Source organism: Arthrobacter sp. zg-Y179 (genome assembly GCF_020907345.1).
Classification (GTDB): Bacteria; Actinomycetota; Actinomycetes; order Actinomycetales; family Micrococcaceae; genus Arthrobacter_B; species Arthrobacter_B jinronghuae.
Window position 1 is genome coordinate 70,180 of sequence record NZ_JAJJOB010000008.1, and the last position, 19,264, is coordinate 89,443.

The 19,264-nt window shown below is 65.7% G+C and carries 16 protein-coding genes; 9 read left to right on the forward strand and 7 right to left on the reverse strand.

All coding sequences use genetic code 11. From position 1 onward, the window contains the following. Positions 1-12 precede the first annotated feature (12 nt). Genes sufD through LOC56_RS09005 form a run of 3 tightly spaced genes read right to left on the reverse strand, consistent with a single transcriptional unit; the run spans position 13 to position 3,613 of the window. Positions 13-1,347, reverse strand: a complete 1,335-nt coding sequence (gene sufD / locus LOC56_RS08995; RefSeq protein ID WP_229951941.1) for a Fe-S cluster assembly protein SufD — start codon at positions 1,345-1,347, stop codon at positions 13-15. Next, entirely contained in the window at positions 1,347-2,822 is a 1,476-nt protein-coding gene (gene sufB / locus LOC56_RS09000; RefSeq protein WP_269436537.1) for a Fe-S cluster assembly protein SufB, read from the reverse strand. Before sufB ends, sufD begins: the two co-directional genes overlap by 1 nt. Continuing rightward, positions 2,822-3,613: a helix-turn-helix transcriptional regulator gene (locus LOC56_RS09005; RefSeq protein WP_442860090.1), complete on the reverse strand. Its 792-nt coding sequence runs from the start codon at positions 3,611-3,613 to the stop codon at positions 2,822-2,824. The genes sufB and LOC56_RS09005 overlap by 1 nt, the downstream gene beginning before the upstream one ends. Positions 3,614-3,726: 113 nt before the next feature. Here LOC56_RS09005 and LOC56_RS09010 point away from each other — a divergent pair, with 113 nt between their 5' ends. From LOC56_RS09010 to LOC56_RS09020, 3 genes are read left to right on the forward strand one after another with little or no spacing between them, the layout of a single operon-like run. Beyond that, complete coding sequence (locus LOC56_RS09010) at positions 3,727-4,695, forward strand: ABC transporter ATP-binding protein (RefSeq protein WP_229951943.1); 969 nt, start codon at positions 3,727-3,729, stop codon at positions 4,693-4,695. Next, complete coding sequence (locus LOC56_RS09015; RefSeq protein WP_229951944.1) at positions 4,692-5,435, forward strand: ABC transporter permease; 744 nt, start codon at positions 4,692-4,694, stop codon at positions 5,433-5,435. The genes LOC56_RS09010 and LOC56_RS09015 overlap by 4 nt, the downstream gene beginning before the upstream one ends. Further along, the gene (locus tag LOC56_RS09020; protein ID WP_442860091.1) at positions 5,426-6,460 is read left to right on the forward strand and encodes a COX15/CtaA family protein; all 1,035 of its coding nucleotides are present in this window, start codon (positions 5,426-5,428) and stop codon (positions 6,458-6,460) included. The genes LOC56_RS09015 and LOC56_RS09020 overlap by 10 nt, the downstream gene beginning before the upstream one ends. 609 nt (positions 6,461-7,069) lie before the next feature. Here the strand turns inward: LOC56_RS09020 and LOC56_RS09025 are convergent. Further along, positions 7,070-8,008, reverse strand: coding sequence for a heme o synthase (locus LOC56_RS09025; protein ID WP_331460924.1), 939 nt, complete (start codon positions 8,006-8,008; stop codon positions 7,070-7,072). A gap of 436 nt (positions 8,009-8,444) precedes the next feature. Between LOC56_RS09025 and tkt the strand changes: the two genes are divergently transcribed. Genes tkt through pgl form a run of 6 tightly spaced genes read left to right on the forward strand, consistent with a single transcriptional unit; the run spans position 8,445 to position 16,709 of the window. Then, entirely contained in the window at positions 8,445-10,634 is a 2,190-nt protein-coding gene (gene tkt / locus LOC56_RS09030) for a transketolase (protein WP_229951946.1), read from the forward strand. Positions 10,635-10,660: 26 nt separating this feature from the next. Further along, positions 10,661-11,776 carry a transaldolase gene (gene tal / locus LOC56_RS09035; RefSeq protein WP_229951947.1) on the forward strand — a complete coding sequence of 372 codons (1,116 nt, stop codon included), beginning with the start codon at positions 10,661-10,663 and terminating at the stop codon, positions 11,774-11,776. Positions 11,777-11,782: 6 nt separating this feature from the next. Then, the gene (locus LOC56_RS09040) at positions 11,783-13,411 is read left to right on the forward strand and encodes a glucose-6-phosphate isomerase (protein ID WP_229951948.1); all 1,629 of its coding nucleotides are present in this window, start codon (positions 11,783-11,785) and stop codon (positions 13,409-13,411) included. Beyond that, on the forward strand, positions 13,412-14,956 hold the full coding sequence (zwf, locus tag LOC56_RS09045) for a glucose-6-phosphate dehydrogenase (RefSeq protein ID WP_229951949.1): 1,545 nt from the start codon (positions 13,412-13,414) through the stop codon (positions 14,954-14,956). Beyond that, positions 14,953-15,888 (forward strand): glucose-6-phosphate dehydrogenase assembly protein OpcA, encoded by a 936-nt coding sequence (locus tag LOC56_RS09050; protein ID WP_229951950.1) that lies wholly within the window; start codon positions 14,953-14,955, stop codon positions 15,886-15,888. The genes zwf and LOC56_RS09050 overlap by 4 nt, the downstream gene beginning before the upstream one ends. Next, positions 15,885-16,709: a 6-phosphogluconolactonase gene (pgl, locus tag LOC56_RS09055; protein ID WP_229951951.1), complete on the forward strand. Its 825-nt coding sequence runs from the start codon at positions 15,885-15,887 to the stop codon at positions 16,707-16,709. The genes LOC56_RS09050 and pgl overlap by 4 nt, the downstream gene beginning before the upstream one ends. 73 nt (positions 16,710-16,782) lie before the next feature. Here the strand turns inward: pgl and secG are convergent, their stop codons facing one another. The 3 genes from secG to LOC56_RS09070 all read right to left on the reverse strand — a co-directional run bounded on the left by secG (position 16,783) and on the right by LOC56_RS09070 (position 19,241). Next, positions 16,783-17,034 (reverse strand): preprotein translocase subunit SecG, encoded by a 252-nt coding sequence (gene secG / locus LOC56_RS09060; protein ID WP_229951952.1) that lies wholly within the window; start codon positions 17,032-17,034, stop codon positions 16,783-16,785. Between the two features lie 61 nt (positions 17,035-17,095). Continuing rightward, entirely contained in the window at positions 17,096-17,911 is an 816-nt protein-coding gene (gene tpiA, locus LOC56_RS09065) for a triose-phosphate isomerase (protein ID WP_229951953.1), read from the reverse strand. Positions 17,912-18,014: 103 nt separating this feature from the next. Next, on the reverse strand, positions 18,015-19,241 hold the full coding sequence (locus tag LOC56_RS09070; RefSeq protein WP_229951954.1) for a phosphoglycerate kinase: 1,227 nt from the start codon (positions 19,239-19,241) through the stop codon (positions 18,015-18,017). Positions 19,242-19,264: the final 23 nt, after the last annotated feature.

Sequence of the window (19,264 nt, forward strand, 5' to 3'; positions counted from 1 at the left end):
CCGGACTCGGTCTCAGTAGGCTCCGGAGGCTTCGAGCTCGCGCTCGACGGCGTCGGTGAGACGCTCTTCCAGGGCAGGTACCTTGATCTGCTGGATGATCTCGGTGAGGAAGCCCCGGACCACCAGGCGGCGGGCGGTGTCCTCGGGGATACCGCGTGCCATCAGGTAGAACAGGTGCTCGTCGTCGAACCGGCCGGTGGCGCTGGCGTGGCCGGCACCCTCGATCAGTCCGGTTTCGATCTCCAGGTTCGGTACGGAGTCGGCGCGGCCGCCGTCGGTCAGCAGCAGGTTGCGGTTGACTTCGTACGTGTCGGTGCCTTCTGCTTCCTTGCGGATCAGGACGTCGCCAACCCAGACGGTGTGCGCGTCGCGGCCCTGCAGGGCTCCCTTGTACATCACGCGGGACTTGCAGTTCGCCACCGCGTGGTCCACGAACAGGCGCTGCTCCAGGTGCTGGCCGGCGTCGGCGTAGTACAGGCCGAACATCTGCACGTCGCCGCCGGTGGCGGTGAACTTGGAGGACGGGGTGACGCGCACCAGGTCGCCGCCGAGGCTCACGACGACGTGCTTGAACTTCGCGTCGCGGCCGATCTTGGCGTACTGCGCGGAGGCGTGCACGGCGTCGTCGTCCCAGTCCTGAACGGACACGACGGTCAGTTCAGCGCCGTCGCCGACGACGATTTCCACGTTCTGGGACAGCACAGCCGAACCCTTGTGGTCCAGGACCACAACGCCCTTGGAGAACTTCTCCGCGGTGATGACGATGTGCTGCGCGGCCGGATCCTTGCTGACACCGTTGATGGTCAGCGTGACGCTGCCGTCAACTACGGTCTCGGCGGGAATGGTCACGGCAGTGGCCTCGCGGAAGTCTTCCCACGCGGCGGCGGCAACACGGTCTTCAGGGATGCCTGCCGAACCGATACGGGCGTCGGTGCGGGCAATGCTTTCGACCCGCACGCCGTCGGGGGCGACGACGGCCAACTCGGGAGCTGTTCCGTCGAGGTCCGCGGTGTGCAGTCCGCGCAGGCGCTTGAGCGGGGTGAACCGCCAGTCTTCTTCGCGGCCGGTCATTCTGCCGAAGTCAGCCCGGTGGAAGGAGGTGGTGCGGCCGGCGCGTGAGCTGTCCGGGATGCCCTCTCCGCCACCGTGGCTGTGGGACTTGCTGCTGTCGCCGCCCAGCGGTGAGGAGTCCTCGTTCAGCGGGGAGAGGTTTTCGCCCTCCTCGGTGAAGCCGTCAATGCGCACACGGTTGGTTTCCTTGGGGGAACCTACCTTCGCCTTGACCTCCTCCACTACATTGCTGACCTTTTCGGTCACGGTTTCGACGACGTCGTTAAGCTTCGACATTAACCGACGGCTCCTTCCATCTGGAGTTCGATGAGGCGGTTGAGTTCAAGGGCGTATTCCATCGGCAGTTCGCGCGCGATCGGCTCGATGAAGCCGCGCACGATCATTGCCATTGCCTCGTCCTCGGGAAGGCCGCGGGACATGAGGTAGAACAGCTGCTCCTCGCTGACGCGGGAGACAGTGGCTTCGTGGCCCATGGTGACGTCATCCTCGCGGATGTCCACGTACGGGTACGTGTCCGAGCGGGAGATGGTGTCCACCAGCAGGGCGTCGCAGCGCACCGTGTTGGCCGAGTGCGTGGCGCCTTCGCGGACCTGGACCAGGCCGCGGTAAGCGGCACGGCCGCCGCCGCGGGCCACGGACTTGGAAATGATGGAGCTCTTGGTGTTGGGCGCAATGTGGACCATCTTGGATCCGGTGTCCTGGTGCTGGCCCTCGCCGGCGAAGGCGATGGACAGGGTCTCACCCTTGGCGTGCTCGCCGACCAGGTAGACAGCCGGGTACTTCATGGTGACCTTGGAGCCGATGTTGCCGTCGATCCATTCCATGGTGGCGCCCTCGTGTGCAATGGCGCGCTTGGTCACCAGGTTGTACACGTTGTTGGACCAGTTCTGGATGGTCGTGTAGCGGACGCGGGCGCCCTTCTTCACGATGATTTCGACGACGGCGGAGTGCAGCGAATCCGACGTGTAGATCGGCGCGGTGCAGCCCTCGATGTAGTGGACGTAGGAATCCTCGTCCGCAATGATCAGGGTGCGCTCGAACTGACCCATGTTTTCCGTGTTGATACGGAAGTAGGCCTGCAGCGGGATCTCCACGTGGACGCCCTTGGGGACGTACACGAAGGAACCGCCGGACCACACGGCAGTGTTCAGCGAGCCGAACTTGTTGTCACCGACGGGGATGACGGTGCCGAAGTACTCCTGGAACATTTCCGGGTGTTCCTTCAGCGCGGTGTCGGTGTCCAGGAAGATGACGCCCTGGCGTTCCAGGTCCTCGCGGAGCTGGTGGTAGACAACCTCGGACTCGTACTGCGCTGCGACGCCGGAAACCAGGCGGCCGCGCTCAGCTTCCGGGATACCGAGCTTCTCGTACGTGTTGCGGATGTCCTCGGGGAGGTCTTCCCAGGTGTTGGCCTGCTTCTCCGTGGAACGGACGAAGTACTTGATGTTGTCGAAGTCGATGCCGGAGAGGTCTGCGCCCCAGGTCGGCATCGGCTTGCGCTCAAAGTACTTCAGGCCCTTCAGGCGAAGGTCCAGCATCCACTGCGGCTCGTTCTTCTTAGCCGAAATGTCGCGGACGACTTCTTCACTCAGGCCGCGGCGGGCCGTAGCACCGGCGACGTCCGAGTCTGCCCATCCGTACTCGTATGTACCGATGCCCTCGAGTTCAGGGTTCTTCTCCAGGATGTCTGAAATCACAGACTCCGGCACCATGGAAGGTGCCGTTGGCTTCTGGGTTACTTGATCCGTCATCACGGCCTTTCTTGCTGATGAATGGATGTGGACTGGTTGGTCTCGGCGTGCAGTGGAACCTGCGGCGCGGATCGGGTCCGACCCACGGGAATGTGGGTCGTACAAACATGGCCGCCGCGGGAGAGCGTGGACAGTCGGCGGACGTCCACCTCCAGCAGGCGGGCAAAAACTTCGGTCTCCTTGTCACAGAAGACGGGGTAGGCCGTGGCGAGTCCCTGGATGGGGCAGTGCGCCTGGCACAGCTGGATACTCAGCAGCGTGCTCTTTTTCGCGGTGGCGCCGATCATGGTGGTCGACGCGACGAAACCGTCCTTCGTCAGTTCGGCGGCCAGCGCTTCGGCGCGGTCGGCGAGTTCGGGACCGGCGGCGTCGACGACGGGCCGGTAGCGTTCCTCCATCCGGCCGAACCGCTCCGCGGCAAACGCCTCGATCGCCTGCGGTCCAAGGACTGCACCGAGCTGGCGCAGCGCCTCGGTGGCGATGTCGAGGTAGTCGTTGCCCAGATGGGCCTGTCCCTGCGGGCTCAATACGTACCGCCGGGCGGGCCTTCCAGCACCGGAAGAGGAATTGCGGACGAGCTTGACCTGGATCAGGCCCTTCCCCGAGAGGGCGTCAAGGTGCCGGCGCACGGCGGCGGGCGTGAAGCCCAACCGTTCCCCCAGCTCCGCTGCACTGACCGGGCCGTGCTCCAGAACCGCACCCAGAACTTTGTCCCGGGTGCGCTCCTCCGCTTCGCGGGCAGCGCTCGGCACGGCCGCCGCCTTAGTCTCAGAGTTGCTCACAGAATACACAACACAAGCATGACCTAATCTGTTCCCCGATTCCACTAAGGCAAGGCTTGCCATCGCCATGCTCTGTCGCGCGTGTCCGCCCGTGCGGGACCCTGTACTACCTAACGTAGAATATGCAGGTGCCTATCGATGAACCCTGCCTGACCATTAAAGGTCTAATCAAGGACTGCGGCCCGGTTGCTGGTCTCGACGGCAAAATGATCCGTGTGCTGGCCGGCGTCGACTTCACCGCCCGCCGCGGATCCGTGACTGCCCTCCTCGGTGCCAACGGGGCAGGCAAGACCACCACGCTTGAATGTGCCCAGGGCCTGCAGTCCATTGACGGCGGGGAAATCCGCCTGCTCGGGCAGGATCCTTACCGTGCCGATGCCCACCTCCGCAGCCGCGTAGGCGTGATGCTGCAGGAAGGCGGACTCCCGCCGTCGGCCCGTCCCGTGGCCCTGCTTGAGCATGTGGCTCGGATGTATGAGGCGCCCCGGCCGGTCGCCGAGCTTGTGGACCGCCTGGGCATCCGCAGCTTCGCCGACACCGGCATCCGGCGCCTGTCCGGCGGGCAGAAGCAGCGACTGGCCATGGCCGCGGCGCTGATCGGCCGCCCGGAGGTCCTTTTCCTGGACGAACCCAGCGCCGGCCTGGATCCGCAGTCACGCCAGATCGTGTTCGAGCTGATCTCCGAGCTGCGGGACGAGGGGCTCGGGATCATCCTCACCACGCACCTGATGGACGACGCGCAGAAGCTGGCCGACTACGTCTACATCATCGACGCCGGCAAGACCGTCGCCTCGGGTACCGTGGCCGAACTCATTTCCTCCACCGGATCCACGGCCGAGCAGCGGCTGCTGACGTTCGACGCCGAACCCGGCCTCGACGTCGTCGCCCTCGCCTCCGGGCCGCTGCACCATCTGGAGGTGGAGGAAGCCGCGCCCGGGCACTACGGCGTCCGCGGCGCCGTGACCCCGCACGACCTGGCTGCACTGGCCGCGTGGTGGGCGGAGCGGAACATCCTGCCTTCTTCAGTGCACATGGCTTCGCGTACCCTCGAGGACGTTTTCCTCGACCTGTCCGGAAGGACCATCCGTTGAGTGCTCCCGCATCGCTGCCGGCGCGCATCCTGAACCAGGGCCGCTATGAGGCCCTGACGATGCTGCGCAACGGTGAACAGCTGATCCTCGCCGTGGTCCTGCCGCTGCTGGCAATGGTGGCCCTGGTGGTCACACCACTGCTGGACGGCTACGGAACCAGCCGGATCAACATGGCTGCCCCCGGCATCTTCGCCCTCTGCGCCATGTCCACCGCTTTTACCGGGCAGGGCATCGCCACCGGCTTTGACCGCCGTTACGGCGTGCTCCGCTACCTGTCCACCACTCCCCTGGGCCGCACCGGCCTGATTGCCGGGAAGGTCATTGCGGTCCTGGCCGTCCTGGTCATCCAGGTGGTACTGGTCTCCGTTGCGGCGCTGCTGTTCGGCTGGCAGCCGGAGCTGAGCGGGTTGCTGCCGGCCGCCGTCCAGCTGGTGCTGGGCGCGGTGGCGTTCACTGCCCTGGGCCTCCTGGTCGCAGGTACCGTACGGCCCGAGGCCACCCTGGCCATTACCAATCTGCTGTGGATCCTCCTGGCTGCGGCCGGCGGTATCATCATCCCCGTAGGCAACCTGCCCCATGTACTGCAGCCGTTTATCGAGGTCCTCCCCTCCGCGGCCCTTGGTGACGCACTGCGCTCGGCCCTGATCGACTCGCAGTTCAACATTTCCGCCACGCTGATCCTTCTGGCGTGGACAATACTGGGCGGCCTGGGTGCTGTCCGCTGGTTCAAATGGAGTTAGAAACCGTGTCACAGACCTCGGCCGGTGTCCCCGCCCGGCAATCGAACAGCCCGCTGCCGGTGGCCGGACGCCTCATCCGCAACCTTGCCGTTGCCTCACTGGTGGCCAACATAGTAATCGTGGTGACCGGCGGTGCCGTACGCCTGACGGCCTCCGGACTGGGTTGTCCCGAATGGCCGCTATGCACGGCTGATTCCCTGGTCACGACCCCGGAGATGGGGCTGCACGGCGTCATCGAGTTCGGCAATCGGCTGCTCACCTTCGTGCTGACGGCCATTGCCTTTGCGATGGTCTTCTCCGTGTGGCGTCTGCGGTCCGAACGCCGCGATCTCTGGTGGCTTTCCGTTGCCCTGCTGGCCGGCGTTCCGGCACAGGCCGTCATCGGCGGGATCACTGTACTGACCGACCTCAACCCGTGGGTTGTGGGCCTGCACTTCCTTGCCTCCACCGTCATGATCACTGTGGCCGTGGTCATGGTGAACCGCTCAAGGCTTTCCGCGATGGATCTTCAGGCACGCCATGCTCCGCTGGCAGACAAGAGCCTCCGCCCCGTCCTGGGTGCCATCGGAGTCCTCTCCGCCCTGACCGTGGTGCTGGGCGTTGTGGTCACCGGTTCCGGACCGCACGCCGGCGACCACGGAGCTGCCCGCAACGGTTTGAATCCGGATCTGATTACCCGCATCCACGTGGTGCCCGTTTACCTGCTGGTCTTTGCGCTGGCGGTCGCCCTGTACCTGGTGTTCCGCCGGGCGACCGATGCGCGGGTGCGCCGGGCCGTGATGGTGCTGGCCGTCGTCGTACTGGCACAGGCAGCCATCGGGTACGTGCAGCACTTCCTGCACCTGCCCATTGCGTTGGTGGCCCTGCACATGTTCGGTGCCTGCCTGCTGACGGCCGCTGCGGCCCAGGCCGTCTACATCGGCTTCAACAAGCAGGTTCCCGGCGGGGCTGCCATCGCAGTCCAGCAGGCCCGCCGGGCGCGGGCCGGCCGGGTTGGCCGGAAGGCTGGGACAGTCCGCAAGTAACGGGCGCATGCCGATTGAAGGGCCGGACACCCCGCGGGGTCCGGCCCTTCTTTTGTGTCCGGGGTGCTTGCGCGGGAGGGGGTTGTCTTCCGCACGGTGTCCCACGCCCTGGTGCTGCTGGGGCTGCAGTGGTCGCAGCAGCAACAGGAGACCCAAAGCCTGGGATGCTGTGCACGCAGGGGGCTGTCTCCCGCACGGTGTCCCACACCCTGGTGCTGCAGATGCGGTGTGACCCCAGCAGCAACAGGAGTCCCACTGCCCTGGGAAACCCGTGTCCACCGTGCTGGTTGTACAGGTAACGGGGTTTTGCGACCTGCTTGGCCCCGTTATCTGTACAACGGCGGCAAGGACGAGCAAACCCTGCGGCAAGGGAAACCCAACGGGCCGGGTGGTTCTGCCCGATGGGGCACGTGGTGCTGTAACAGGCGCGGAGGACGTTTCGGGTTAGGCGGCTTTAATACTCCCTGCGAGCTCTGCGAGCCGGGAGTTTCGTTGCCGCCGTTCCGGAACGCCCGGAGCGCGTGGCAACCAAGAAGCCCGCAACCAAGAAGCCCGGAAACAACAATGGCCGGACCCCAGAAGGGATCCGGCCACCGTAAAGCGGAAGGGCTAGAGCAGCGCGCCGCCCACGAACGGATCCACGGCCAGGGCCAGGAAGAGGATCGTGAGGTAGCTGATGGACAGGTGGAAGACCTTCATGGCCGACTTGTCATTGAGGTCTTCGCGCTGTGCCTTGGAGTGCAGCTTGTGGGCCTCGGCCACGAACCAGCCGCCGGAGAGCAGGGCGGCGATGGTGTAGACCCAGCCGGCACCGCCCACGGGAACCAGCAGCAGCGAGCAGGCCACGGTGGCGTAGGCGTACAGGACCACCTGGACGGAGACGAGCTTGGCGCCGGCCACCGCACCGAGCATCGGCACGCTGGCGTTGCGGTAGTCCTCGCCGTACTTCATGGACAGCGGCCAGTAGTGCGGCGGCGTCCACAGGAAAATGATCATGAACAGGATGACGGCAGGCCATTCCACCTTGTCGGTGACGGCAGCCCACGCGATGAGTACCGGCATGCAGCCGGCGGCGCCGCCCCAGACAATGTTCTGGGTGGTGCGGCGCTTGAGGATCAGGGTGTAAAAGACCACGTACAGGAGGATCGCGCCGAGGCCCAGAAGGCCGGTCAGCGGGTTGGCCCCGAACCAGAGCAGGGCAATGGCGACTACGCCCAGCACCCACGCAAAGATCATGGCCTCCCGCGGGGACACCTCGCCGGTGACCAGCGGACGGTTCTTTGTCCGCTTCATCAGCTTGTCCATGTCGCGGTCGATATAGCAGTTGAAGGCACCGGCGCTGCCTGCAGCCAGTGCGCCGCCGATCATGGTGACCAGGATCAGGCCAAGGGAAGGAATCCCCTGCTCGGCGAAGATCATGGTGGGAAGGGTAGTCACGAGCAGGAGTTCGATGACGCGCGGTTTGGTGAGCGCCACGTAAGCCCGGACCTTGCGGCCCGCCGTCATCTTCCCCGTGTGGACCGGAGACTCGGCATGCTGGGTAGTCACGAAGCGATCACTTTATCCAATCTGGAACGAAAAATCCGTCCTAATCATAACCTCTATCGGCTGTAGAAATCGAAGCACGGAATACGCATGCGCCCGCACACCTGCAGGAACCGGAACAGCTCAGGGCCGAAGGCCGTGATCATGCGACAGGAGCGGGCGGGAAGCAGGCTTAGAGGATAAGGTTGGAACGGACCTTTCCCGCGGCTAATTACGCTGCGGTAAGGGAAAAGCAGCAAACAGTATTAAGCAGTATCCGCGGCGTTCGCTGCGGAACGTGGAACAAGTTATGCCGTAAACGCGGTATGGATTCGTGTCTGCGGTTGGTTGTAGTGGTAAAGGAACCGGACGCCCTCCGTTCACGGGGGCTTCCGGGCATGTCCGGCGCTGTACGGCGCCGGTTGTCTGTAGAGAGAGGGGCCCGGTAAACGTGCCACATATGGAAGAGCAAGAACTGATCTGGACCGAGACGGACCGCAAGGCAGTGGACACCGTCCGCGTCCTGGCTGCCGACGCCGTGGAGAAGGTCGGCAACGGCCACCCCGGCACGGCCATGAGCCTGGCTCCGGCCGCCTACCTTCTGTTCCAGAAGGTCATGCGCCACGACCCGTCCGATCCGCAGTGGATCGGCCGCGACCGTTTCGTCCTCTCCCCCGGGCACACCTCCCTGACGCTCTACATCGAGCTCTTCCTTTCCGGCTACGGCCTGGAACTCGAGGACCTGCAGTCCCTGCGCACCTGGGGTTCCAAGACCCCCGGCCACCCCGAGTACCGTCACACAGACGGCGTGGAAATCACCACCGGCCCGCTGGGCCAGGGCCTTGCATCCTCGGTTGGCTTCGCGTTCGCCCAGCGCCGCCTGCGCGGCCTGCTCGACGCCGACGCTGCCGAAGGCACCAGCCCGTTCGACCACACCATCTGGGTCATTGCGTCCGACGGCGACCTGCAGGAAGGCGTCACGGCCGAAGCCTCCTCGCTGGCCGGGCACCAGGAACTCGGCAACCTCGTGGTGATCTACGACGAGAACCACATCTCGATCGAAGACGACACGGACATTGCCTTCACCGAAGACGTGCTCAAGCGCTACGAAGCCTACGGCTGGCACACCCAGCGGGTGGACTGGACCAAGACGGGCGAATACGTCGAGGACGTACACGAGCTCTACAACGCCCTGATGGCAGCCAAGGCCGAAACGAACCGGCCTTCCATTATTTCCCTGCGCACCATCATCGGCTGGCCTGCACCGAACAAGCAGAACACCGGCAAGATCCACGGTTCCGCCCTGGGCACCGATGAAGTGGCCGCCCTGAAGGAAACCCTGGGCTTCGACCCGGCGAAGAACTTCGACGTCGACCCCGAGGTCCTCGAGCACGCCCGCCAGGCAGTGGCCCGCGGCGCCGAGGCCCACGAGAAGTGGAATGAAGGTTTCAAGGCCTGGGAGGAAGCCAACGCAGAAGGCTCCGCACTGCTGGCCCGCCTGGAAAAGGGCGAGCTGCCGGAGGGCTGGGAAGCATCGCTGCCCGCCTTCGAAGCCGGCAAGGACATGTCCACCCGCGCGGCTTCCGGCAAGGTCCTCTCCGCCATCGGCCCGGCACTGCCGGAGCTGTGGGGCGGCTCCGCCGACCTCGCCGAGTCCAACAACACCACCATTGAAGGCTCCCCCTCCTTCATCCCCGCCGGGAAGCAGACCAACGCCTGGTCCGGCAGCCCGTACGGACGGGTGCTGCACTTCGGCATCCGCGAACATGCCGCGGCATCGATCGTCAACGGCATCACGATGCACAGCAACACGCGCGCCTTCTCCGGTACGTTCCTGATCTTCAGCGACTACCAGCGTCCGGCCATCCGCCTCGGCGCGCTGATGGGCGTGCCTGCCATCTATGTCTGGACCCACGACTCCATCGGCCTGGGCGAAGACGGTCCCACCCACCAGCCGGTGGAGCAGCTCGCTTCGCTGCGCGCAATCCCGGGGCTCGACGTCGTCCGCCCGGGCGACGCCAACGAGGTGGCCGTCGCCTGGCGGACCATCCTGGAGAACACCGAGAACCCGGCCGGCATTGTGCTGACCCGCCAGAACATCCCCACCTATGCCCGTGGCGAAGGCGCAGCCACCGCCACCGAGTTCGCCTCCGCCGAAGGTGCCGCCCGCGGCGGGTACGTGCTTGCCGAAGCCGTCCGCGACGGCAGCGTCGTCACGCCGGACGTCATCCTGGTGGGCACCGGTTCCGAGGTCCAGCTGGCTGTTGAGGCCCGCGAAGCACTCGCCGCCGAAGGCGTAGCCGCCCGCGTGGTGTCCATGCCGAGCATCGAGTGGTTCAACAAGCAGGACAAGGAATACCGCGAGTCCGTACTGCCCAAGGACATCCGTGCCCGGGTTTCCGTCGAAGCGGGCATTGCCCTCGGCTGGCGCGAAATCGTCGGCGACGCCGGCCGCAGCGTCTCCCTGGAGCACTTCGGCGCTTCCGCCGACTACAAGACGCTGTTCCGCGAATTCGGCATCACCGCCGACGCCGTGGCGCAGGCTGCACGCGACTCACTCGCCGCCGCCGGCGGCAACGGATCCGCCCCCGACGGCACCACGGGCGCCGCTTCCGGAGCACAGTCCACCGAGACCGGCGACCAGCAGTAATCCCCTTACTTAAAGGAGCACCAACCATGACTTCCACTCCCACCGCCCGGCTTTCCGAAGCCGGAGTCTCCATCTGGCTGGACGACCTCTCCCGCGAACGGATTGTTTCCGGTTCCCTGAAGAAGCTCATCGATGAGCGCAACGTGGTCGGCGTGACCACGAACCCGAGCATCTTCGCAGCAGCCCTGGCCAACGGCGCGTCCTACGCCGCCCAGGTGCAGCAGCTCTCGCGCTCGGGCGCCGACGTCGACAAGTCCGTCTTCGAAATCACCACCGACGACGTCATCCAGGCCTGCGACCTCTTCGCACCGGTCTACGAGGCCACCAACGGCGTCGACGGCCGCGTTTCCATCGAGGTTGACCCGCGCCTGTCGCGTGACACCCAGGGCACCATCAACGAGGCGAAGGAACTCTTCGACAAGGTTGGCCGCGCCAACGTCCTGATCAAGATTCCCGCCACGCAGGAAGGCCTGCCGGCCATCACCGCCACGCTGGCTGCGGGCATCAGCGTCAACGTGACCCTGATCTTCTCCCTGGAGCGCTACCGCGAGGTCATCAACGCGTACATGCTCGGCATTGAGCAGGCGAAGGAAAACGGGCACGACCTCTCCACCATCCACTCGGTGGCGTCCTTCTTCGTCTCCCGCGTCGACGCCGAAATCGACAAGCGCCTGGACGGCATCGGCTCCGACGAGGCCAAGGGCCTGAAGGGCAAGGCCGGCCTGGCCAACGCCCGCCTGGCCTACCAGGTTTTCGAAGAGCAGTTCGCCAGCGAACGCTGGCAGGTACTGGCCGCGGCCGGCGCCAACGCGCAGCGCCCGCTCTGGGCCTCCACCGGCGTGAAGGATCCGGCCCTGCCGGACACCCTGTACGTCACCGGCCTCGTGGCACCGAACTCGGTGAACACCATGCCGGAAAAGACGCTGGAAGCCACTGCGGACCACGGCGAGGTCACCGGTGACACCATCACCGGCACGTACGCCGAGTCCAATGCCGTCCTGGACCAGCTGGACGGCCTTGGCATCTCCTACAACGACGTCGTGGAGCAGCTGGAGACCGAAGGCCTCGATAAGTTCGTGGTCAGCTGGGGCGAGCTCCTCCAGACCGTTGAGACCGCACTGGATACCGCGAAAGAGGCATAGGAAAAAATGACCACACTGTCCTTTGAAGCAGCCGGGGCGGCCAGCGTTGCCGTCGACGCCAAGGTGCCCGAACTCGTGGGGGATGAAGTCGCCTCCCGCCTCGTGGCCCAGGATCCCACCCTCTGGGGACCAGATGCCGAAGCCGAGGCGTCCATCCGCCTGGGCTGGCTCAATCCCGGAGAAAGCTCCCGGCCGCTCGTGGGACAGATCGCGGCGCTGAGGGAAGAGCTCGCCGCCGAGTCAGTGACCCGCGTGGTCCTGGCCGGCATGGGCGGCTCTTCCCTGGCGCCCGAGGTCATTACCCGCACCGCGGGCGTGGACCTGACAGTGCTGGATTCCACCGACCCGGACGTCGTTGCGGCCGCCCTCGGTGACCGGCTGGCCGAAACCGTCATTGTCGTGAGCTCCAAATCGGGTTCCACGGTGGAGACGGATTCGCAGCGCCGGGTTTTCGAACAGGCCTTCACCGACGCCGGTATCGACGCCAAGTCCCGCATCGTGGTTGTCACCGACCCGGGGTCGCCGTTGGACGCGGCGGCCCGCGAGGCCGGCTACCGTGCCGTCTTCAACGCCGACCCCAACGTCGGCGGACGCTACTCCGCCTTGACGGCCTTTGGGCTGGTGCCGTCGGGCCTGGCCGGTGCCGATATTGAAACCCTGCTGGACGACGCCGAGATGACGGCGGAAATCCTGCGGGACGACGCACCGGACAACATCGGCCTGGAACTCGGAGCGGCACTCGGCGGAACCGACCCGCTGCGCAACAAGATCGTGATTGTGGACGAAGGCTCCGGACTGGCCGGCTTCCCCGACTGGGCCGAGCAGCTGATCGCGGAATCCACCGGCAAGCTCGGCACTGGCCTGCTGCCCGTCGCCGTCGAACCCGGCGCCCCGGAGATGGTTTCCGGCGCCGGCGACGTGCTCACCGTACGGATTGTCCCCGTCGATTCCGATGTCCTCCCCGAAGGAGACCAGGTAGTGGTTTCCGGCAGCCTGGGCAGCTCCATGATGCTCTGGGAGTTCGCCACCGCGGTGGCCGGTCGCCTGTTGAACATCAATCCCTTTGACCAGCCGGATGTCGAAGCTGCGAAGAAGGCAGCACGCGGACTGCTGGACGCCACCCCGGCGCCCACGGAACCGTCCTTCATCGACGGCTCCGTCGAGGTGCGCGGACCGGCTGACCTCCTTGGCACAGCACACACCCTGCGCGGCGCGCTGGCGGCCCTGCTCCGGCACCTCGGCACGGACGGCTACCTCAGCATCCAGGCTTACCTCGACCGTTTCCGGCAGGCCGAGCTGGCTCAGATCCGCCCCGAGCTTGCGGCGGCCACCGGCCGTCCCGTGACTTTCGGGTGGGGTCCGCGCTTCCTGCACTCCACCGGCCAGTTCCACAAGGGCGGCCCGGCGCAGGGGGTGTACCTGCAGATCACCGGCAAGCCCGCGCAGGACATCGGCATCCCGGACCGGCCCTTCACGTTCGGCGAACTCATCAGCGCGCAGGCTGCCGGTGACGCGCAGGTCCTCGCCGACCAGGGCCGCCCGGTGCTGCGGCTGCACCTGCTGAACCGCGACGAAGGGGTCCGTGAAATAGAAAACGTTGTGCGGACCCTGGCCGCAGAAGTTAGCAGCAAGTAAATGCCCGCCGCGGAAAAGACCAGGAAGGGCAACCCGCTCCGGGATCCACGGGACCGCCGGCTGAGCCGGATCGCGGGTCCGTCCTCCCTGGTGATCTTTGGCGTGACCGGTGACCTGGCCCGGAAGAAGCTCATTCCGGCTGTCTATGACCTGGCCAACCGCGGCCTGCTTCCGCCGAGCTTCTCGCTGGTCGGCTTCGGCCGCCGGCCGTGGAGCCACGAGGAGTTCGCCGCGCAGGTGAAGGAGTCGGTGCAGGCGCATGCCCGGACCGATTTCGATGAGGGCGTGTGGAAGCAGCTGGCCGAGGGCATCCGTTTTGTCGAAGGCGGCTTCGACAGCGACGAAGCCTTCGAGGACCTCAAGGCGACCCTCGAGGATTTGGATGAGCGACGCGGAACCCGTGGGAACCACGCGTTCTACCTTTCAGTGCCGCCCAAGTCCTTCGAACAGGTCTGCCAGCAGCTTTCCGGACACGGACTGGCCAAGACCTCCGAGGGCAAATGGCGGCGGGTGGTCATCGAAAAGCCGTTCGGCCACGACCTGGCCTCCGCCCGGGAACTCAACAACGTGGTGGAATCGGTTTTCCCCGCCGATTCGGTGTTCCGCATCGACCACTACCTGGGCAAGGAGACGGTCCAGAACATCCTGGCGCTGCGCTTCGCGAACCAGCTGTTCGAACCGATCTGGAACGCCAACTACGTGGACCACGTGCAGATCACCATGGCCGAAGACATCGGCATCGGCGGCCGTGCGGGTTATTACGACGGCGTGGGCGCGGCCCGCGACGTGATTCAGAACCACCTGCTGCAGCTTTTGGCGCTGACCGCCATGGAGGAGCCCATTTCCTTCAATGCGGAACACCTTCGCGCGGAAAAGGAAAAGGTCCTGGCGGCCGTCCGGCTGCCGGAGGACCTCTCCCGCAGTTCCGCCCGCGGGCAGTACACCGGCGGCTGGCAGGGCGGCGAGAAGGTTACCGGTTTCCTGGAGGAGGAAGGGTTCAACCCGGAATCCAAGACCGAAACCTTCGCTGCGATCCGGCTGGATATCAATACCCGCCGATGGGCCGGAGCGCCGTTCTACCTGCGGGCCGGCAAGCGGTTGGGCCGGCGTGTCACCGAGATCGCCGTCGTCTTCAAGCGTTCCCCCAATCTGCTGTTCCGCGAACACGACGGTGACGACTTCGGCCAGAACGCCGTCGTCATCCGTGTACAGCCGGACGAGGGCGCCACCATCCGGTTCGGCTCCAAGGTGCCGGGTACACAGATGGAGGTCCGCGATGTCTCCATGGACTTCGGCTACGGGCACTCTTTCACCGAGTCCAGCCCCGAGGCCTATGAACGGTTGATTCTTGACGTGCTGTTGGGTGAGCCTCCGCTCTTCCCCCGGCACCAGGAGGTTGAGCTGTCATGGAAGATCGTGGATCCGTTCGAAGAATACTGGGCCTCGCTCGACACGCAGCCCGAGCCTTACGCTCCCGGCAGCTGGGGGCCGGACTCCGCCAACGAGCTGCTCGCCCAAGACGGAAGGACCTGGAGAAGGCCGTGATAGTAGAACTGCCGGACACCACCACCTCCAAGGTGTCCAAGGAAATTGTTGCCATGCGTGAAAAGGGCGGCGTGGTCACCCTCGGCCGTGTCCTGACCCTGGTGGTGGATACCCAGCCGGACTTCGTCGAGGAGGCCATTGCGGCCGCCAACGAGGCCAGCCGGGAACACCCGTGCCGCATCATCGTGCTGGCCGAGGGCAGCCCGGATGATGACACGCGCCTTGACGCCCAGATCCGGGTAGGAGGCGACGCCGGGGCCTCCGAGGTCATTGTCCTGTCCGGACACGGCGAACTGGCCGGCGAAAGCGAGTCACTGGTGTCGGCCCTGCTGCTGCCCGATGCACCCATAGTCGTCTGGTGGCCGCACGGAGTGCCGCAGGACCCGGCGCAGACGCCGCTGGGCTGCATTGCCCACCGCCGGATTACCGATGCGGCCACCGAGGATGATCCGAAGAAGGCGCTGCTGGGCCTGGCGGACAGCTACGCTGCCGGGGACACCGACCTCAGCTGGACCCGGTTGACGAATTGGCGTGTCCAACTGGCCGCGGTGCTGGACGGCGGTGGTGCGGCCCAGGTCCAGTCCGTCGTCGTCGAAGGTGCCTCGGATTCGGCCAGTACCTTCCTGCTGGCTGCCTGGCTGAAAAAGGCATTGGATGTACCGCTGGAAATCATCGAAGGGGAAGCCGGAACCGGCATCCACAGGGTAGTGTTTAGGCGCGGCGACGGAGACGTGGAACTGGCCCGGCCGGACCAGGTCACCGCCCATCTGACCCAGCCCGGGCAGCCGGAGCAGCAGATAGCACTTCCACGCCGCACCCTGCGGGACTGTCTGGCGGAGGAACTGCGCCGGCTCGATCCGGACGAGGTCTTCGGAGAAGTACTTACCGAGGGACTGGCCGCGTGCCTGTCCAAGGAAGGGGCGGACGCATGAAGCACTCCCCCAAGGGCGTCAGCATCCACCCGGATCCGCAGGCGCTCGTCTCGACAACGGCAGCCCGGCTGATCACCAAGCTCGTGGACGTGCAGAGCCGGCGCGGGGAAGCCACCGTGGTCCTCACCGGCGGAACGGTGGGCATCGCGACGCTGGAGGCCGTGACGGCCAATCCTGCCCGGACGGCGGTGGACTGGACAAAGGTCAACTTCTGGTGGGGCGATGAACGGTTCCTCCCCGCCGGCAATCCGGAGCTGAACTCATTCCAGGCGCGGCAGGCGATGCTGGATCCGCTTGGCGTCCCGGCCGCCCGCATCCATGCGGTTGCTTCCGCCGATGAGGTCGACACGGTGGAAGACGCCGCAGCCGACTACGCGCGGCAGCTGGCCGAAGCGGGTGCCGCCGAGCAGCTTGCGACCGGGTTCAGCGCCGTCGACCCGCGGCTCCCCCGCTTTGACGTCCTGCTGCTCGGGGTGGGCCCGGACGCGCACATCGCGTCCCTCTTCCCGGAAACCCCGGGGGTGCGTACCGTCGGATCCACCACCGTGGCCGTGCGGGATGCACCCAAGCCGCCGCCCGAGCGGATCTCGCTTACCTTGGAAAGCATCAACACGGCCTTCGAGGTCTGGCTGGGTGTCGCCGGCAATGACAAGGCCGGCGCCGTGGGCCTCGCCCTCGCGGGCGCAGGGGAAATCCAGGTCCCGGCCGCGGGAGCCCGCGGCCGCACCAAGACCCGGTGGCTGATTGACCAGGCTGCGGCGTCACAGCTGTCCCAGCGGCTCTTCGACTCCGACGAACCGGACGCAGGGGACGAGGACTAGGCTCGACCGGCGTTACAGAAAAGGAATGGCCCCCGGAAAAATCCGGGGGCCATTCCTTTGGAGCTGTTGCTGCCTACGCTTCGCCGGCGAAGCTCTGGATCAGCCCGAGGGCCACGATGACCAGGCCCCAGGAGAGCGCCAGCGCCACCGTGAAGCGGTTCAAGTTCTTTTCGGCAACACCGGAGGATCCGAGGCTGCTGGTCATGCCGCCGCCGAACATATCCGACATGCCGCCGCCGCGGCCCTTGTGGAGCAGGATGAGCAGCGTCAGCAGCAGGCTCGTGATCGCAAGGAGCACCAGCAGGACGATCTTCAGAATTTCCACTTACGGCCTTTCGGGTGACTCATGGATTGGAGACGCCGCTGCGGCGCCCTTCAGCTGCAGTTCAGTCAGTCACCAGATGTTGTTCGAACCTGACAATATTAGCAAATTCGCCTACATCCAAACTGGCGCCGCCTACCAGCACGCCGTCCACGTCCCGCTCCCCCAGAATGCTTGCCGCATTGGCGGCCTTGACCGAGCCGCCGTAGAGCAGCCGGGTCTTGGCAGCAACGGCATCGTCATACAGATCGGCGATTTCGGCACGGATGGCGGCACACATTTCCTGGGCATCCTCGGGGCCGGCAACTTCACCGGTGCCGATGGCCCAGACGGGCTCGTAGGCAATGACGAGGCGGGACACCTGCTCGGCGTCCAACCCTGCGAGATCCCGGCGGACCTGCTCCAGGGTGTGGATCACGTGGTCCCCGGCCTGCCGCACTTCGAGCCCTTCGCCGACGCAGAGAACGGGCACCAGGTTGTGGCGGTACGCGGCCTTGAGCTTCTCGTTCAGCAGCTCATCGCTCTCGCCGTGGACGGACCGGCGTTCGCTGTGGCCTACGAGGACATAGCTGCAGCCGAGCTTGGCGAGGAACTGGCCGGAGATGTCACCGGTGTACGCACCGGAATCCTTGGGCGACAGGTCCTGCGCGCCGTATTCCACCTTCAGCTTGTCGCCTGCCACCAGCGTCTGCGTGCTGCGCAGGTCGGTGAACGGAGGGAACACCACAACTTCCACGCGGCCGTAGTCATGCCGTGCGTCGCTCAGCGTCCACGCCAGCTTCTGCAAAAGGGTGATGCCCTGGACGTGGTCCATGTTCATCTTCCAGTTGCCGGCGATCAGGGGTGTGCGGTCGAACTTGCCGTTCGTGGAGGTGGTCATGGTTACTCCGGTTTCTTACTCGCGGTGCACCGGCCGCTGAGGCCGGGCGGGATGGGACATGCGGGTGCGGGCCCGCTGCGACAGCGGACCCGCACCTTTGGTTTTACTTGTCGAGGACGGTAAGGCCCGGAAGGGCCTTGCCTTCGAGATACTCGAGGCTGGCGCCGCCGCCGGTGGAGATGTGCCCGAAGTCAGCTTCCGAGAAGCCCAGCTTGCGGACGGCCGCCGCTGAATCGCCGCCGCCGACCACGCTGAAGCCGCTGGAGTCCTTCAAGGCCTGGGCCACGGCACGGGTGCCGTTGGCGAAGGCTTCGAACTCGAACACGCCCATCGGACCGTTCCAGAAGATGGTCTTGCCGTGGCGGATCCGCTCAGCGAAGGCCGCAGCGGAATCGGGACCGATATCCAGGCCGATACCCGACGCGCCGAACCGGCTGTTCTCGATGCCGTCCGCGGGAACGGTGTCGACGTCGGCGTCCGCAGCGAACTTGTCCGCCACCACAATGTCGGTGGGCAGTACAAACTCGCAGCCGACTTCCTTGGCGCGGCTCAGGTATCCCTTCACGTTTTCGATCTGGTCTGCCTCGAGCAGCGAAGCGCCGACCTTGTGGCCCTGTGCGGCCAGGAAGGTAAAGACCATGCCGCCGCCCACCAGCAGGTAGTCGGCGCGGTCCATCAGGTTCTCGATCACTGCCAGCTTGTCGGACACCTTGGAGCCGCCCAGAACCACCACGTAGGGCTTCTCCGGGTTCTCGGTGAGGCGCTTGAGGACCTCGACCTCGGTGTGCACCAGCCCGCCTTCGTAGGCGGGCAGCGCCTCGGCAACGTCGTAAACGCTGGCGTGCTTGCGGTGCACGGCACCGAAGGCGTCATCCACGTAGGCACCGCTGCCGCCGGCCAGGGCCGCCAGCTCCCCTGCCAGCGCCTGGCGTTCTGCATCGTCCTTGGAGGTTTCGCGCGGATCGAACCGGATGTTCTGCAGCACCAGGACGGAACCGGCGGCAAGCGAGGATGCCAGTTCGCGGGCGCTGTCGCCCACCACGTCTTCGGCGAACTCCACCGGGAACGGGGACAGTTCGGCGAGGCGGTCGACGGCGGGACGCAGCGAGTACTTCTCATCCGGCTTGCCCTTCGGGCGGCCGAGGTGGGCCATCACAATAACCTTGGCACCGTGCTCCACCAGGGTCTGCAGGGTGGGAATCGACGCCCGGATACGTCCGTCGTCGGTAACCCGGCCGTCGTCGAGCGGGACGTTCAGGTCTGAGCGGACAAGGACGTACCTGCCGTCAACGCCTTCGCTGATCAGGTCGGGGAGAGTTTTGACAGTCATGTCTACCTTTGCGTACTTGGTTG